The following is a 16,351-nucleotide window of genomic DNA, read 5'->3' as shown; positions in this document are numbered from 1 at the left end:
CGTCCGGATCTTAAGGGAACGCAGAAAAAAAAACTCTGCGTTCATATTCTAAAAAATGTAGTGAGTGTTTCCTTAAGCGCAACCTATAAATAATTGAAATACATTGTGAGAGTCGCTCATAAAATGAGAACTACAATGCGTGGGCTCGTAGCTTAGTCAGGCAGAGCGATGGACTCTTAATCCATAGGCCGGGGGTTCAAATCCCTTCGAGCCCGCTAATTTCACTAATCTCTTTTTATAGTTTTCTTTCATAGAATTCGTTTTCGGAAATCCTTTTCAAACCTTTATCCGACTCCTTAAATCTTAGCCGCAGATGATTCAGATAACCCGGCTAAAGAGTGTTTCTGAAGTCTTAAGCAGTATGCTGATGAGAAACCTTATGCCCTATGTTCTCCTAAGCATCGTACAACTTTCAGATCTATGCAACTCTAACAGATATCTTTCTAAACAACTCTAAAGACCTTTCTGAAACCCTCTCCAGTAAAAGAACCAATCGAGCCAGAACCAATCGAGTATGGAAGAGAGAAATAAGAGTTAAAGGAAGAAGTTATCAACCAGAAAGACAAAATTCGAAATCAAAAAAATATTGGAGTACGACCCTGATGCCAAAAGTAAGTGTTGAAATCCCTCAGGAACTCCTGGATGACCTCAACAGGCATGTGGGAGATAACAAAAAATTCGTCAGCCAGTCTGATGCTATCCGAACTTCCATTCGTAAAATGCTGGACATGATGGACGACATAGATAGAAGGCGCGGAAGGCTGAATGAGTAACTTATAAAATTAAAAAAGAAGCTCATGAAGCCAGAAGACAGGAAAAGTCATGCGGAAGCAAAAAACAAAAACTTAATCAGAAGGCTGATCTGAACCAGAAAATTTTCGAAAATTATCGGAGACGCCTGAAAAAACACCCCATTATTTCTACTGTGTTTTGACATCAGTGGACTAATTTTATGAGATTTACAGGGTCTAGCAGAGTTTCCACTGGAAAGAAAAATGAGGGCTGACCTGGATATAGTAAAGAGAGTTTTCTGAATATTTCTGGTTGACTTATCAAAAAGAAATGGTTTCAGGGTTAACAACTTTCCCTGAAATCCCTGATGCCCTGCGCAACGTTCGAAAGCAGGATAAAAGCTATCCTCTGATTGGGCCAGGCGCCCAGACCGCAGTCAGGACCCACATACTTTATCAGGCCGCCAAACCGCCTATAAGCCAGCTTCAGCCTTTTTGCAATAACAGCCGGAGTTTCCAGTTGTGTAACAATTTCGGGAAGATACTGCTGATCCTTCCAGACGTTGGTACAGTATTTCTCATTCAGGACCCCTGCCAGGGAGTAGATATCTGTTCTTGCGATTCCGAGCCTCAGGAAAGAATCCGTGTCTTCAAGCACTTTTTTGTCAATAAGCTCCAGATAGGAAGGCGTGCCTGCAGACTCCACCCCTATCACATTGATTGTAGGAGTCTCACAGGCAAAATTGTAGTAGAGGGGCGAATGAAGATGGATTTCCACATCAGCCCCCCTCTTACTCGCTGCCTTGGAGGCTTCGGTAAGGGCAGAGACTATATCGTTCTCCTCAAAGGCAAGTTCAGGGTTCAGCCCTATGCTTGGCTCATCAATTGAAACTGTTGCGATCTTGAAATGTTTTGCAGATTTCATAGAGTTCCGGACGAATTTGTTTACGTTTTTTGCAAAAAGAGAATATATGTCCGTATACCGTGTACCCCCAAATTCCTTAAGGTAAAGTTCTGTTGGGCCGGTTACACAGATCCGGACCTTTAAGGTTTCCCCGAATTTTTCTTTATAGGCTTTTGCAACCATTTCCAGAGCCTCAAGCTCTTCGATCCTTGCACACTCCAGTTTTACCTCAAAGGGGCTTTCAGTACAATCAGAGTCCCGGATAACCTTCAAAAACTGTTCATTCATATCCTGGTACTGAGGATAAGTAGGGACCTCTACGCCTGCATCGATTTTCTGCTGAAAGGCATCATTGATTACAGTAAAGAGTTTCTCATCTTCTGCTCTTGTTTTAAAGGCGTTTCGGACCCATTCCTTGCCGACTCCTTCAGGGAGGGGATAGCTTCCGATATCGTCAAAGATGATTTCTTGCATGCCCTCTTAGTATACCTTTAAGAATTTAGCATTATTGGAAAGACAGTAAAATTATAAAAAGACAGATGGGAAAACCGGGGAATTTACCTCTCAGAGCAAATTCCCGTGAAACAAATTCATTAACCAGGGAGAATCGTTATAGGAGCTGCTTCTTTTCTGCATTAAATGCGTTGACGCCTTTTGCGGTATTCTCAAGCAGCCTGAAAGCAAGTTCCTGGTCAGGCCAGTATGCCAGCCCACAGTCCGGACTTGCATATTTTATGCAGTCCCCGAGAATAGAAGAGGCTTTCTCAAGCCGCTTTTTAATGACCTCAGGCGTTTCCATGTCAGTTACAATCTTTTGCATGTACTCTTTTTCTTTCCAGGCATTGACTCCATAGGTCTCGTTAACCATGCCCATAAGGCTGGAAATATCAGTCCTCGAGACCCCGAGCCTTATGTAAGTATTCGAATCCTCCAGGACTTTTTTGTCCATGAGATCTATGTAAGAGGGAGTTGCAGCATACTCAAACCCGATAACATTGATAGGGGTCTCGCAAACAAGTTTATACTTTAATGGAGAGTGCAGATGGATCTCCATATCTGCTCCCTGTTTTCGCGCGTAGGTAGAAGCCAGAGTAAGGGCAGAGATGATATCAGAGTCAGAAAACTGGATTCTATCGTTCATTCCAAGACTTGGTTCGTCCAGAGAAATAACCCTGATTTTGAAATTTTTCGCAGCTTTAAAAGCCTGCTTTATGAAATTCTCGATATTCAGAGCCATGATATGATATGCATCTGAAAAAGCAGTTGCTCCGAAAGCCTGAAGGTACAGGTCCGTAGGGCCAGCAACGCAAACTCTAACCCCCAGAGTTTCACCTGTCTCTTCTCGGTACTGCTTTGCAACCTCGTCAATTATCTCGAGCTCAAGGATTTTTGCGTGCTCCTCTTTTACCACATAAGGCTCATAACAGTTCTTTTCATCTTTGATTATGTCCAGAAACTGCCCGATCATATCCCGAAACTGCGGATAAGTAGGAACGTGCACTCCAACGTCGATTTTTCTCTGGAAAGTCTCCCTTACCAGAGAAAAGAGTTTTTCGTCCTCGTCCCGGTTTTCAGCTGCAACTTTCACCCATTCCCTCGTGAGACCCTCAGGGGTGGGAAGGCTGCCTCCGTCTATAAAAGTGATGTCCTGCATATGCGTAATGTAAGACAGATCGGGTATTATAAGTATTGGAATTACTCTGGATAATAAATTTAAAAGCATGGATGCTGAAGCTTTTTTAATTACAGAATGGACCCTGAGGTTTCTAAAAAAAGAAAGTATAAATTATTTAATTAACTGATTATAGAAAGAAATTTAAGGCATTGAAGATTATATAATAAAAGAGGTCTTTAGGGAAAAATTCCCTTAAAAGTTTCCTGTGAGAAAAATAAGGAAATTAAAGGGAAATAAATTAAGGCTTGATTGGGGGAAAATAGCTAGATATGGCCTTAACTGGAATAAAATAGATTAGTTGTCACACCATAAGAGACGCATCACTTTATGGAAAAAATAAATATGCTTCTTTGAGGTCATTTCTGGAAACTGATCCAGAAAGAAGAGCTTCCGGAAACTGAGTTTTTCGGAAATTAAGTTTTCCAGAGACTGACCCAGGAAACAGGATCAAGAACTGGATCAAGAGCCAGATCAAGAATAAAATCCCATACTTTCAGCCCTTTCCTGATATTGTTGAAATAATCCTCAGAATTCAACCAAAAATGTGTCTTCGACCAGATATATCCGGGTACAGAAAACCACCAAAATACACTACGAGAAAACCACCAAACTATACCTGGATGCAACAAAACCCCGGCTTTATAGTTTATTTAGAGCCATCGAAATTTAAAGCTGGAGACATGATGTCCAAATTAATAAGAAACACTATAAAATATGTATCAGTAAACACCATCTTACAGACTCTGAATGTGTCTGTCAGATATTTAGCTAAAATAAGTTGTAGCTCTGAAGTATCTGGAGCACTAACGATACCTGGTCTGCTTTTGAGCATGCAGAAAATAACTTCTGTTTTATCCAATCAGCTGCCACGGACAGGGTTACTTAATATCATTTTTTCATACAGTAGCCTTTTTCCATACAGCTTAAAAGTTTCCTTAAGAAATGGCTGTAAGAAAAAATTATTTTCAGGTACACAGCAGAGGGCTTTGACTTTTATTACATACTGTAAAATGTCCAATTTGGGGGTATGAACGATGAAAAATGAAATAAAGTTACTGAATGAATATTATCCCTGGAAAGAAGTAAAATTTAAGGGAGCCAGATGTTATCTAAAAGGAAACGTCTTTTTCGAGAATAACCTCCTGAGTCCGGAAAAACTTGCTGAGTTGATATCCCCTTTAATCTGTAAAGAGGGGCAGGGCAAGGAAAAAGAAATCAGAGATCTTCTCAAGCAATTAAATGGGGAGTTTGCGTTTGTTGCCGAAACTAAAAATACCATACTTTGCGCTGTTGATAAAACAAGAAGCATTCCTTTGTTTTATATAAAAACAAAAAACAATTTTATTGTATCAGACAGTGCCTACTATTTAAAAGATAAAATTAACCAGCACCTGAATGAGGAAAATGCAGCAGAGTTCATGGTTGCAGGATACGTAACAGGTAATGAGACACTCTTTAAAGACATAAAGCAGATAAGAAACGGGGAATTTTTAAATTATCAGAAAAATGAAAAGAGTCTGAAATCCTGTTGTTACTTCAGATTTTTACATGGAGACTACTACGAACTACCTGAGACCGAATTGCTTGAGATGCTGGACCAAACCCTTGTAAATACCTTCTCAAGGCTTATAGACAGCACCAGCAAGCAGGGAAAGCGGCTGGTAGTACCTTTAAGCGGTGGGCTTGATTCGCGCATCATTGTTGCAATGCTGAAAAGGCTTGGAGTTAATGATGTAATATGTATGAGTTATGGAAGGAAGGGCAGCCGAGAATCAGAGATAAGCAAACAAGTTGCAGAAGCCCTCGGATATGAGTGGCTTTTCGTAGAATACACAGCGAAAAAATGGCGTGAATGCTATAATTCAAAAGAAGCCGACTTATTCCGGATATGGGCTGGAAACCTATCATCTCTACCACATATGCAGGACTTTCCGGCAGTAAGAGAATTGAAGGTCCAGGGAAAGATTCCAGAAAATTCAGTATTCGTCCCCGGACACAGTGGAGATATGCTTGCAGGCAGCCATATTCCTCCATATTGCCTCGACAATTCCGCGGATTTCAATTCGGAAGCCTATCTGGCAGCTTCCTTGAAAAAACATTATAATCTCTGGAAATGGCCTTATGATCAGGAGCTTGAAAACATCTTCAAACAGAGGATAAGCAAATCAACATCCGGACTGGAAATCAAAGATAATGAAACATTTGCAAACGCAATAGAATACTTTGATTTTAATGAAAGACAAGCAAAGTTTATTATCAATTCAGTCAGAGCCTATGAGTTTTTCAGATTTGGGTGGAGAATTCCGTTCTGGGACACAGAATTGATCAACTTCTTTTTGAAAGTTCCGATAAAATACAGAATAAACCAGGACCTCTACAAGAAATATGCCAGAGACTGTCTGTATTCAGGGGATCTGGAGATCCTTAAAAAAATCGATTGTACTACCGATATACTGAACCTCAAGATCCTGGAAAAGCGCTCAAGGTATGAAAAACTCCTTCATTACAGTACATTCATTCATAGCTACTATGATGAAAAAGTGAATAACCCGGTATGGGGAAGATACTTTGAAAACCCTCTTATCTCGAGACTTCGAATTAAAATTTCCAGATATGAGAACGAAACTATTGAAGAATATCCACTACTGAAAACGATTCTGGAATACAGAAATGAAGAAAAGTACCCTCTATCAGTGAACGGAATAAGTGCTCTGGAATACCTGGCAGGCATCAAGGGAGAAGCTTATTCGTCCAGAAGCAAGAAGGTTGTGAAGCGGGCTGGTGCCCCGGAAAAAAGGCCTCTTTAATTAATAGAGGCTGAGCAAAACTCACGATAAGATTTGGGGAAAAGGGCAGGTAGAAAATTTCTGAACTTTGCAGTTATTCTTTTCTCCCTCTTCTTATCCCAACGTTCTGCCATATACAAGCAGAATTCGGCTGGCAATTTACTTGAAGAAACTGCAAAACTGAAGATTATCGAGAACATTGACAAAAATAGGATAAATGAAAGATTTAATTTGCTTATTTCTCTGATAACAGAAGATTAAGTAATTGGATTTATTTAATGTGTTTTCGATTAAACTGACTTTCCGAAGATGTCCTCTGAAAAATACAAAAAATAAAGAGATTGAAGAAAAGCCAACCAATTCAAAAAAATGGTCCGGTAAAACTGTAATTGAATATATCGAACAATCAGACACCGAAGTTCAGGACCGTTATTTACAAGAAACGTGAGAAACATCGGGCATTTTGGAACAGGTGATTTGGAGATAACCATACGATCCGATGAAGATTTGAAAAAAACAGAAGATCTTATAAGGCAAAGTTACGATAACAATTAAGACTAAAACTCCTATAAAAAGAAAAACAGAAAAGGGAAAAAAGAATCCTCCGAAAACAAAAATCTCCCCATTTTTCAGATATTCAATACCTTTTCTTGTACTTTGCAAGGACTTCTCTATTTGCCTCAAAAGCTTTCTCTTCAATGTAACCCTTTTCCCGGGCCCATTCAAAAAAGCTCTGGAGAACCTTTGCAGCTGTTCCGATAAATTTTTTACCTCCTCCTACTTCAACCACGTAGTCATCAAGGAAATCCTTAATTCCGGCGGGGCTGAGATGCTCAGGGCCAAAAACATCAAAGTAATTTTTGTTTTCGCGTTCAGGTCGGGCGGCACAAAGAGCCATGTCTTCTTCTGACAGATAATCTTCAGCACTGAGTTCAAGGAATTCCTCGTAAAGAAGAATCACATCTTCACAGTCCATGAAGGCATCAGGCTTTAAACAAGCTTCCTGTTCACTCAAGAATGTCCGAAAAGTTTCATTTATTGTGATCATACTTATCTCTGCAACGGTACTTTGTAGAGTACTATCAGTTTGCTATAAAAGATCTTATATTTTTCTAGAGAGGTTGAGTACAAAACTACTGTTACTGTTTCTATTTAATAGTGTTTCAAATGGCAAACCAAAAAAGCAAATCAAAACGAAAAATAAAAAACGGGGAATAAAAAAGAAAAAGAAAAAGAAAAAACGAGAAATAAAAAACGGAGAATCAAAAAGAAAAAGAAAAAACGAGAAATAAAAAAGGGGAATCAAAAAGAAAAAATAGAGAGGATAAAGAGAAAAATCAAAGGGAAAAAGAATATTTTATGTTCCCTTCCTTTTTTCTCATTTTCTATTAATCACTTCCGTTTTCCCCATTCTTTTTCACATTGATTCCGGAGCACCTATTCCCAGGGTATCAAGAGAGTTTGCAAGGACAATCCTTGCACAATCCACAAGTGCAAGCCTTGCAGCCCTGACCTTCTCATCCTCGGCTGCAATAACCGGGACAAAGCGGTAGAACTGGTTGAATGCATCGGCAAGTTCACGGGCATAGATAGCAAGGACGTGAGGCTTGAGTTCACGGGCTCCATGGTCGATTATGCTGTCAAACATTGCCATTTTCTTGATGAGATCGATTTCGCTATCCTCGACAAGGAGAGAGGGATTAATCTCTTCCGCAGGGTCCCAGGCTGCTTCCTCTTTTGCTTTCTCAAGGATACTGCAGGCGCGGGCATGGGAGTACTGGATGTAGGGAGCGCCCTGCTTCTCAAAATCCAGGGCTTCTTTCCAGTTGAAAACTGTGGATTTTTCGGGGGAAACCCTGACTATATCGTATCTCACTGCTCCTATTCCGACCATTTCTGCAACCTGTTTTTTAAACTCAGCTGAGGCTTCAGGGCGGCGGGTTTCTACCTGCTCGAATGCAGCTTCAGTGACCCTGTCAAAGAGGTCATCTGCACTTATGAACTGTCCGCGGCGGGTACTCATTGAGCCTTCAGGGAGAGAGACGAACTCAAAAATTACGACCTCAGGCTCCTTGATTCCAATTGAGTTCAGCGTAGCCCTGAGCTGGCCGGAAATAAGCTTGTGGTCTGCTCCGAAGATATCAATTATACGGTCTGTCTGCTCGGCTTTCCATTCGTGATAGGCAAGGTCGCGGGTTGTGTAAAGGGAAGTGCCGTTCGAGCGCTGGATAACAAGGGTCTTTTCAAACCCGTAATCCGAAAGGTCAACTACAAGGGCTCCTTTGTCCGTCTTTGTCCTACCGGTGGCCTTGATGCGCTCGACAATATCGTGCACTGCCCCGGATTTGAGGAAACTGGATTCGCTTACGAATTTATCATGAACGACATTTAAGCGGAGGAGGGTTTCTTTGATCCCGGAAACAGCCAGGGAAACTGCCTTCTCAAAACGTTCAATGGTCCTGACATCCCCGGCTTCAACCTTTTCCATAAGGGCATCGATTTCCTTTACATATTCAGGAGTTTTTTCCAGCTCGGCATTGGCTTTGATATATACGTCAGCAATTGCGGAGTCAGACTTTCTGGAAAGGTCAAGCTCAAAGCGTTCGCATGCCCAGGAAACTACCGCAATCTGACGCCCCATGTCGTTAACATAATACTGGACTTCCACATCGTACCCTGCGCGCCTGAGGATGCGGGCAAGAGTATCTCCTATAATCGAGTTGCGGATATGTCCTACATGAAGGGGGCCGTTCGGGTTTGCCGAGGTATGCTCAAGGAGTATTCTGTCCTTTGGAGCCCCACAACCGAATTTTTCTTTTTCTACCCGGACAGCAGTTACAGTTCTGTCCAGGTAGTGCCTGCCCGCAAGGAAGTTAATGTAAGGACCTGCGGCACTCACTTCTCCTATATATGAGCCTTCAGGAATTTCAATTGCAGAAACTATACGGGATGCAAGCTCTTTTGGGTTTTGCTTGTGCCTGCCTGCAAGCTTGAAGGCGACTCTGCTCGCAAGGTCAGCATGGGAAGAGGTTTCGAATTGAAGTTCGGAATCCTCAACCTCAAACCCGGCCTTTCGGATAGCTTCTTTTAAGATTAATGTAGCCTGATCTTTGAGTTCCAGGAACAAGATAAATCACCTGTATAAATTGCCGTAAAAAACTAAAAGTCTTTAATGAAATTCTTCTGTGATAGATTTAATCTGTCAAATTCTGATCTACTGATCTGATCTACTGATCTGATTAATGTGATAGCCTTTAAGACATACTTTAATTTACCAACTTCTGATCCACTGATCTAAGGACAATTTAATTAAAAAAAGTATTGGGTAAAATTACTGGATAGGGGACCTTGCCCCTGAGTGAGATCAGATTCCAGTACTGTACCTCAAAATTGCAGCTATGCCTCCAAAGGCGTTCATGAGCTGGGAACCTTCATCAAAGTCAGTGGATACGAAGATTAACTTTGAATTACTCTTGTCGGCAAGCTCTGAGAATTCGTCCACAATGTCCGTAACATCCGTAACCTCAAGGGACGAGCCGCATTTGGGACAGTTCCCGGCTGTGGGAGCAGGTTCTCCCGGTTTCCAGCGCCGTGTCCACTTATTTTCATATCCGCAGACACTGCATTTCGTAGTTACCCTTTCTGCACGCAGGTCTTCGGAGAGCAGGAGCACGTCCACCGAATTGATCTCGAGATTTGCCCTGACCTGGGCTTCCCCGTAAGCTACCTTACCCGAATCGGCAATCAGTTCCTTGAAAAAGTCTCTGACGGCATTCTTCTCTCCCATAAGCTCAAGGTCCTTGAGTTTATCCTCTGCGGCGTTAACAAGCTCGGAAAGCCCTGATTCATCGGTATATGCCGTATCAAAGAGCCCAAGGATTTTCTTAAGGAGCTCGTGGTGCAGGAATTCACCCGCATAGAACTCTTCCTTTGTCGGAGAGGGGCCTCCTATCAGGACGCCTTTGAGATCCTTGTGGTCTACAGCCATGAAAATCTCACTTGCAGCATCTCCTATCCTCTTGTAGAACTCATGAATTGCAATGAGCCTGAGCTGCTGGAAACGATGGGCACTCTGACCACCTTTCCTCTGCTTTCCAGGGACCGTTGAGGTAAGGTTGCGGAAAGCCTGGATTCGTTTTCCGACTAGAAGCCCTACGGTTGCTTCCCTGCGGTCAAGAACCAGAAGCCCGAAGGTGTTCTTATCCTTAAGCATATCCTCAAGAGGCTCAAGGTAGAAAGATGAGTCACAGTGGTACTTGTAGACAGTGATGGGGTCAGGAGGGACAATTACCTCGCTTTCCATACTTGTCTTGTTGGCTCCGATATCCACAGCTCCTGTAAAGTACACTATCCCATTCTCAGGTACTTTGTCCAGATATCTGAGCCTTGAGAGCAGAGACTCAATTGCTCCCTGCACATTCGTCTTCGTAAGCTTGGACTTTATATTTGCAGCCTGTCCGTGCTCGTCTTTTAATTGGTTTGTAACATCGAAAATCTGCTTGTCAGCAGGAATATAAAGGGAAATAAGCTCCGTGCTCCTTCCTCTCTTATCCCTGAGGCCTTCAAGCTTCTTTTTAAATTCGTACTTGTCGTGTGCGGATTGTTCAGTCATTTTAAGAATTCCCCGATGAATAAGGCAGTAAGATTCGTTATTATCGTGAGTCTGGTAGTAAATTGAGATTTGAGATTTGAGCTTTTTAAGCTAATCTTCAAACTGGCAAACTTAAGGTGAACGGGTTAGGTCTGTTTAACTTAGTTTGAGATTCCTGGATCCAGTGCAGATTTTCGATAAAAAGTTATCAAATCCGGCATCATAGCAAATTTAGGTATTCAGTATGATATTTGTTTAGCATGTCGGTTGGCATACAACGGATAACCGGAGGATTTGATGAAGATAATCACACAGTGAGTTCCTGTCTCACCCGAAATCCGGGTATAAAAACCGCCTGGAACACGAAGAACCTTAGAGTGAGAAATACACCCTTTAGAAACCGGTATCTCAGCAAGTCGCTAAAGCTTGTATTTATGCTGCATAAACCTGCCAGGTTTCGCATTCTTTTGATCGCACTAGATATGAGACATAATATGAGACATAATCTTACTCAAACTGTATATAAGAATTAACGCCTTGATTTAAATTAATATTGGATTAACCCCTGCCGGGACGATATCCTAATTGAAACTTAGGTTTATATTTGTTTCTATCCCCGACTTGTTTTATATATTCACACAACTATAAAAGATTTCCTGTACGTTGACCTCTACTTTAGAATTCGCTTCCGGACAAAGGAGAAATAGCGAAAAACAGAAAAAAGGTTAGGTAAAAAAAGATTCGCAAATCAGGGTTTAATCCAGGCAGGAAATATTTTTCACAGGAGACTTTTTTCCGTCCTTTGAAAGCAGGACAACCCGGCTGATATCTGATTCATCTGTGATCTCGTACCCCAGATGCTTTGCAAGCTCTTTTGAAAACTCCAGCACCTCTGCATGGGTTGGCATGGCAGAGCGGTCAAGACGGAGGCGTGAAAAGCCAAGGTGCATGTAAGCCTTTATTTCCACAAAATCCGGTGAAGCCTTTTTAATTAGTCTGGCATAACCCTCCGGATTGAACATATTTTCCCCCTTGACCAGTGTGGTCCGGATGACTGTTCTTGAGCTTTTCTTCTTCATAAAGTCCAGAGACTCGTTGATCCTGTCCCAGAGTGCAGGAGATTTTGGCTGGCAGACTCTGAGGTAGGTCTCGAGATCCGGAGCATCAAGACTCATGTATAACTGGGAAGGGTTGATCTTTGCAAGCATTGAAGGGACAGTTCCGTTTGTAACCAGAAAGGTAGTGAAACCTCTCTTTTTATATTCTTCGATAAGTTCAGGAAGGTAAGGGTAAAAGGTCGGCTCTCCGGACAGGGAGATTGCAACGTTATTCGGTTCATTGCCTTCAAGCCAGCGTTCCCTGAGTGCATTTGGAGAACCACCGAAACCTGTGATCAATTTGCGCTGGCAGGCGATGCTTTCCTCAACTATTTTTTCAGGAGAATCCCACTCCCCGGGCGCAGGGACCGGGACCTCAGTCGGACGCCAGCAGAAAAGGCAGCGCTGGTTGCAAATGAGAGTAGGGGTCATCTGGAGGCAGCGGTGGGACTGAACTCCATAAAACCTGGACTTATAGCAGAAACCCTGGTCATTCATTGCATGCCTGAGCCAGAGGCAGGTCTTTACTGCTGAATGGCGGCCTGCAAGGGCATAACCCTGTTTCTTCAGGAGAGTTGCAAAATCAGGGATATCAAAGGGGAGAGAGGTCTGCTCTTCATCCCGGTTTTCTCCCTGGACTTCCGGAAACTTTTCCCCAGAGTCTTCCTTTTCTTCCTTTTTTTCTTCAAGAGGCATTTTCCGAATATTAAATCTTTGTGGTATATATAAGGATCGGAAAATAATTTTAGAGAACTTCATAGGGCCAGAGAATTTAGAGAAATGGAGATTTAAAGAAATGGAGATTTAAAGAAATGGAGAATTTTATGGAGAATAGAGCTGCTCGAAAATTTTCGAGAAGAAGCTATCTGCCCTGATAGCCGCCCGAATTAACCTGATCTGAGTTTTCGGATCCGGGCTTAATCAAATGCCAGGATTTTCACGTCAAAATCCGCAAGATCCACAACCGGAACTCTGGCTGGCACAGGCATCAGGTTTACACGCTTCTGGAACTCAGTCTGCGCCTGCCAGGTCCCGGAATTGACCAGGAGGACATTTTTGTATCGCTGGACTCCAAGGGTATGGACGTGACCTGTATGAATGATATCAGGAACAGGGTCAATTATAAAGTAGTCTTTTTTCTCCGGAGATATGGAAACCCTGCTCCCGTACGTTGGAGCCAGGTGCCTGCGCTTAAGCATTTCAAGGACTGCACCCGCGGGCTCCTGATACGAGACGCCAGGAACGCTTGCCACCAGATCGTCAATAGACCTGCCGTGGTAGATAAGGATTCGGACGCCGTCAAGGTCCACAAGAGCAGGGTTGCCTACGAAGGTGACATTCGACGGAAAATCCGCGCAGATCCTCTCAGGCAGGGCAGGCTGTGGTTCTGCCTGACGTACAGCGTCGTGGTTTCCAGGGCTTATGATCACGTGGATGTGTTCAGGAACTTCTCTGAAGTACTCTGCTGCTTTCCTGTACTGTTCATAGACATCCAGAATATCCAGTTCCATTTCCTGGTCAGGATAAATCCCGATACCGTCCACGAGGTCTCCTGCAACAACGAGATAACGAACCTGAGCTGCAATCTCCCGCATGTCTTCTGAGTCAGATTCTCCTTTCAAAAAGTCCAGAAAATCCAGCCAGGAATCTTCCAGGAACTGAGAACTGCCCACATGCACATCCGAGATAAGGACAGCTTTTCCGTGGCTTCCTGTCCTGCGCTGAACACTGTTCGGAACATCAGGCTGGAGGAGCTTTGTGGCAAGCATAAGCTTTCCGTCATTAGTAACCGAGCCTGTTACCCCTATGACCTCGTCCAGAAGAAGCTTCGAAGCCAGCTCAAAGAGTTCCTTGTCGCTATTTCGGATAAGAACTGAAAAAGAACCTGTAGGGTCTTCAATAGAAAAGATTTTGTGTCCGTTGGTGGTGGTGCTGATATCAGAAACCATCCCTATAATGGATATCTCTTCAGTGTTTCCGTCTGATCCGCGGCGAAAACTCCTCCTTTTCAAACTCTCTATAGGGCGTGCATTCATCCTGCCCCGGATGATCTCAGAGAGCCGGCTGTACCTGTCTCTGAAATATTGCACAAACTGCATATACTCCCCAACACAGGTCGAATGCCCGGTGATGTCGGAAAGCACGGTAACAGGGTTGCGGCCTGGAAGATACCTGACTTCCTCGTTCCTGGAACTCGAAGGAAAAGAATTTCCATGATTTGAAAAAAGAGAATCTTCCCTGGAAGCACGGTTAGAGGTGGAAGGAGAAACTGCATGCCCGAAAAAAGAGGAAACTGGTTTATCTACACTTCTTGAAGAAGCAGAAGGATAAAAGGGATTGGAAAGAGATCCAGGAATAGAATCAGAAACAGAATCAGAAACAGAATCAGAGACAGAATCAGAGACAGAATCAGAGACAGAATCAGAGACAGAATCAGAGACAGAATCAGAGACAGAATCAGAGACAGAATCAGAGACAGAATCAGAGACAGAATCAGAGACAGAATCAGAAACAGAATCAGAAACAGAATCAGAAATAGAATCAGAAATAGAATCAGAAATAGAATCAGAAATAGAATCAGAAACAGAATCAGAACCCTGAGAAGAAAGAATGTAAGGTTTAGTCTCCGGGTTGGAGTCCGAGACGTCAGCTGATGAAACCATATCCGGTTCAACACTTGAGAAAGATTCTGGTCCCTTAAGGGCATCCAAAGCAGAGTCAAAAGCTTTTACAATGTGAGAGTCTGCAGGTTCTAAGGCAGGAGAGGAAATTTTATCTGGAGCTATTTGGGAAACTGTCCCGGGAGATGTTCCAGAGATAGGCCCGGAAACCGTTTTAGAAGTTTCAAAGCCCTTCAGGTCGACATGTTCAGGCTCAATAACGAAAACACAGTCATCAATAGTTGAAAGGATATATTTCAGAAGGTTTTCAGGGGAATTACTTAATTTGATTAGTTCTACGGCTTGCGGGCTTATCTGGTACCCTTCCTCTATAACTGCCCGTACAATATCGATCTCATTCATAATTCCTACCTGACTTTCTCGACCTGGCCTTATGGATACCAGCGTCTGTTGAACCTAATTTAACCTAAGATCAATCAACCTGAGGTCAAAAAGATTTAAGGCAAAGACCCACTTAAAATATAAAAACTAAACACATACAAAATTGCTTCGATGCCAGCAAAATAACATTTATATATTTTTAAAAAGTATTATCATTTTTTATTCTCGTGAGAATAACCTATCAACAGAATTATATTTTAGATTCTGATTGGATGTTTATCTTCGTTGTCAGCCTTAGAGCCAATGTTTGTTGTTATCCAGACCACTTCGAAAGCGTTGAAAAAATATTAAGACCACCGGAGACTGCCAGGAACATGCAAGCATTCCAGAAACTCAATTTCCTGAACATCATAATTTTCCCAGGTATCGGCATAATCAGATTTTTAAACAACTCAGATATCTAAACAATTTAGATCTATAAACAACTCAGATTTCTAGACAACTCAGATATCTAAACAACTTAGATCTCTAAACAACTTAGATATCTAAACAACTTATTCGGATTCCATGGAATTTCAGTCTATTTTTTCAGGAGTTGCATATAAAAATATCATAACCTGATGATAAATTGTAAGTTAAATATAGGATAAAAACAAATTGTATAGGCGAATATACTGAAAAGAGTCGTATAATAAAACAAAAAAGTCATGTACAGTTAAAAGCGTGAGAGTGAAATTCATACAAAAATATAAATTACATAGCTGATGAAATGCTGGCACAGGCAATACATATCAAGTCAACTACCCGCTAAATCTAAAGATTTAACAGGTTTCCTGCTGAGGGTTTATGAAATTTAATACGGTACCAGAAGAATAAGATAAAGGGAATAAAGGCTTACTATGAGCAAAACTAATACACAAAACAGTACCCGGGAGGAAGAAAGCTTCCTGGTTTCCCTTGGAAAGGATTTGCTGTCAGTTGCGGCTGTCCTGATAGCCTTTATGATTCTTTCCAAACTGGCATTCGGGCTCTGGACACCCATGGTCGCAGTGGAGTCCGGAAGTATGGAGCCGCATATGCAGGTAGGAGATATTATCTTCATCAAAAACATCGATCGAGTTGCTCTTGTTACCAATGAGGATGGGAAAGATTCAGGCTATATGACCTTTGGTGACTACGGAGACGTGATCCTCTATCGACCCTATGGGCAGGAAAGTACAACTCCTATAATACATAGAGCTATGTACAGGGTTGAAGCCGGAGAACCTATGTGGAAAAACGGTCCTGCTGCCCCTTACTCAGGATACATTACCAAAGGAGATAACCCTGTGACCAACAAGCACTTTGATCAGGAAGGACAGATAAGTTACTATGTGCCTGTGAAGGATGAATGGGTAATAGGGGTTGCAAGATACAGGATTCCTTATCTTGGACATATCAGGCTTTTCTTTTCATGAGCCTCTTGAGTTGTATAATCTCTTAGCTGTACATTTAACTTCAATCAATTTCCGTACTCTTCATAAAGATCCTGAACCAGATTTTTAATATCTGGTTCAAGCATCTTG

The 16,351-nt window shown here is 42.2% G+C and carries 10 protein-coding genes and 1 tRNA gene; 4 read left to right on the top strand and 7 right to left on the bottom strand.

What is annotated here, in order from left to right:
• The first annotated feature begins 141 nt into the window (after positions 1-141).
• Both EO93_RS03025 and EO93_RS03020 read left to right on the top strand, forming a co-directional pair.
• Positions 142-215 (top strand) — tRNA-Lys (locus EO93_RS03025).
• Between the two features lie 387 nt (positions 216-602).
• The gene (locus EO93_RS03020) at positions 603-773 is read left to right on the top strand and encodes a CopG family transcriptional regulator (RefSeq protein WP_048128601.1); all 171 of its coding nucleotides are present in this window, start codon (positions 603-605) and stop codon (positions 771-773) included.
• Between the two features lie 301 nt (positions 774-1,074).
• Here EO93_RS03020 and EO93_RS03010 read toward each other — a convergent pair whose 3' ends face one another.
• The gene (locus tag EO93_RS03010) at positions 1,075-2,109 is read right to left on the bottom strand and encodes a methionine synthase (RefSeq protein WP_048161079.1); all 1,035 of its coding nucleotides are present in this window, start codon (positions 2,107-2,109) and stop codon (positions 1,075-1,077) included.
• 136 nt (positions 2,110-2,245) lie between these two features.
• Positions 2,246-3,289: a methionine synthase gene (locus EO93_RS03005; RefSeq protein ID WP_048161099.1), complete on the bottom strand. Its 1,044-nt coding sequence runs from the start codon at positions 3,287-3,289 to the stop codon at positions 2,246-2,248.
• Positions 3,290-4,344: 1,055 nt separating this feature from the next.
• On the opposite strand from EO93_RS03005, the gene EO93_RS02995 reads away from it, so the two are divergent.
• Positions 4,345-6,117, top strand: coding sequence for an asparagine synthetase B (locus EO93_RS02995; RefSeq protein ID WP_048133135.1), 1,773 nt, complete (start codon positions 4,345-4,347; stop codon positions 6,115-6,117).
• 616 nt (positions 6,118-6,733) lie between these two features.
• On the opposite strand, the gene EO93_RS02980 is transcribed toward EO93_RS02995, so the two are convergent.
• The 5 genes from EO93_RS02980 to EO93_RS02955 form a co-directional block, all read right to left on the bottom strand.
• The gene (locus EO93_RS02980) at positions 6,734-7,144 is read right to left on the bottom strand and encodes a hypothetical protein (protein WP_048133138.1); all 411 of its coding nucleotides are present in this window, start codon (positions 7,142-7,144) and stop codon (positions 6,734-6,736) included.
• 369 nt (positions 7,145-7,513) lie between these two features.
• On the bottom strand, positions 7,514-9,223 hold the full coding sequence (gene argS / locus EO93_RS02970) for an arginine--tRNA ligase (RefSeq protein ID WP_048133139.1): 1,710 nt from the start codon (positions 9,221-9,223) through the stop codon (positions 7,514-7,516).
• A 237-nt stretch (positions 9,224-9,460) separates the two neighbouring features.
• Complete coding sequence (prf1, locus tag EO93_RS02965; protein ID WP_048133140.1) at positions 9,461-10,708, bottom strand: peptide chain release factor aRF-1; 1,248 nt, start codon at positions 10,706-10,708, stop codon at positions 9,461-9,463.
• 734 nt (positions 10,709-11,442) lie between these two features.
• Positions 11,443-12,480, bottom strand: a complete 1,038-nt coding sequence (twy1, locus tag EO93_RS02960) for a 4-demethylwyosine synthase TYW1 (protein ID WP_048161077.1) — start codon at positions 12,478-12,480, stop codon at positions 11,443-11,445.
• 221 nt (positions 12,481-12,701) lie between these two features.
• Positions 12,702-14,807, bottom strand: a complete 2,106-nt coding sequence (locus tag EO93_RS02955; protein ID WP_048161076.1) for a DNA-directed DNA polymerase II small subunit — start codon at positions 14,805-14,807, stop codon at positions 12,702-12,704.
• Positions 14,808-15,685: 878 nt separating this feature from the next.
• Between EO93_RS02955 and EO93_RS02950 the strand changes: the two genes are divergently transcribed.
• Entirely contained in the window at positions 15,686-16,243 is a 558-nt protein-coding gene (locus tag EO93_RS02950) for a S26 family signal peptidase (protein WP_048161075.1), read from the top strand.
• Positions 16,244-16,351: the final 108 nt, after the last annotated feature.

The sequence above is a fragment of the Methanosarcina sp. 1.H.A.2.2 genome, from assembly GCF_000979975.1.
Taxonomy (GTDB): Archaea; Halobacteriota; Methanosarcinia; order Methanosarcinales; family Methanosarcinaceae; genus Methanosarcina.
Note: the sequence above shows the minus strand (reverse complement) of the source record. Positions and strands in the feature narration are given on the sequence as shown.

Coding starts and splice junctions, on each gene's coding strand:
- EO93_RS03020 (WP_048128601.1), top strand. CDS start 603: ATGCCAAAAGTAAGTGTTGAAATCCCTCAGGAACTCCTGGATGACCTC.
- EO93_RS03010 (WP_048161079.1), bottom strand. CDS start 2,109: ATGCAAGAAATCATCTTTGACGATATCGGAAGCTATCCCCTCCCTGAA.
- EO93_RS03005 (WP_048161099.1), bottom strand. CDS start 3,289: ATGCAGGACATCACTTTTATAGACGGAGGCAGCCTTCCCACCCCTGAG.
- EO93_RS02995 (WP_048133135.1), top strand. CDS start 4,345: ATGAAAAATGAAATAAAGTTACTGAATGAATATTATCCCTGGAAAGAA.
- EO93_RS02980 (WP_048133138.1), bottom strand. CDS start 7,144: ATGATCACAATAAATGAAACTTTTCGGACATTCTTGAGTGAACAGGAA.
- prf1 (WP_048133140.1), bottom strand. CDS start 10,708: ATGACTGAACAATCCGCACACGACAAGTACGAATTTAAAAAGAAGCTT.
- twy1 (WP_048161077.1), bottom strand. CDS start 12,480: ATGCCTCTTGAAGAAAAAAAGGAAGAAAAGGAAGACTCTGGGGAAAAG.
- EO93_RS02955 (WP_048161076.1), bottom strand. CDS start 14,807: ATGAATGAGATCGATATTGTACGGGCAGTTATAGAGGAAGGGTACCAG.
- EO93_RS02950 (WP_048161075.1), top strand. CDS start 15,686: ATGAGCAAAACTAATACACAAAACAGTACCCGGGAGGAAGAAAGCTTC.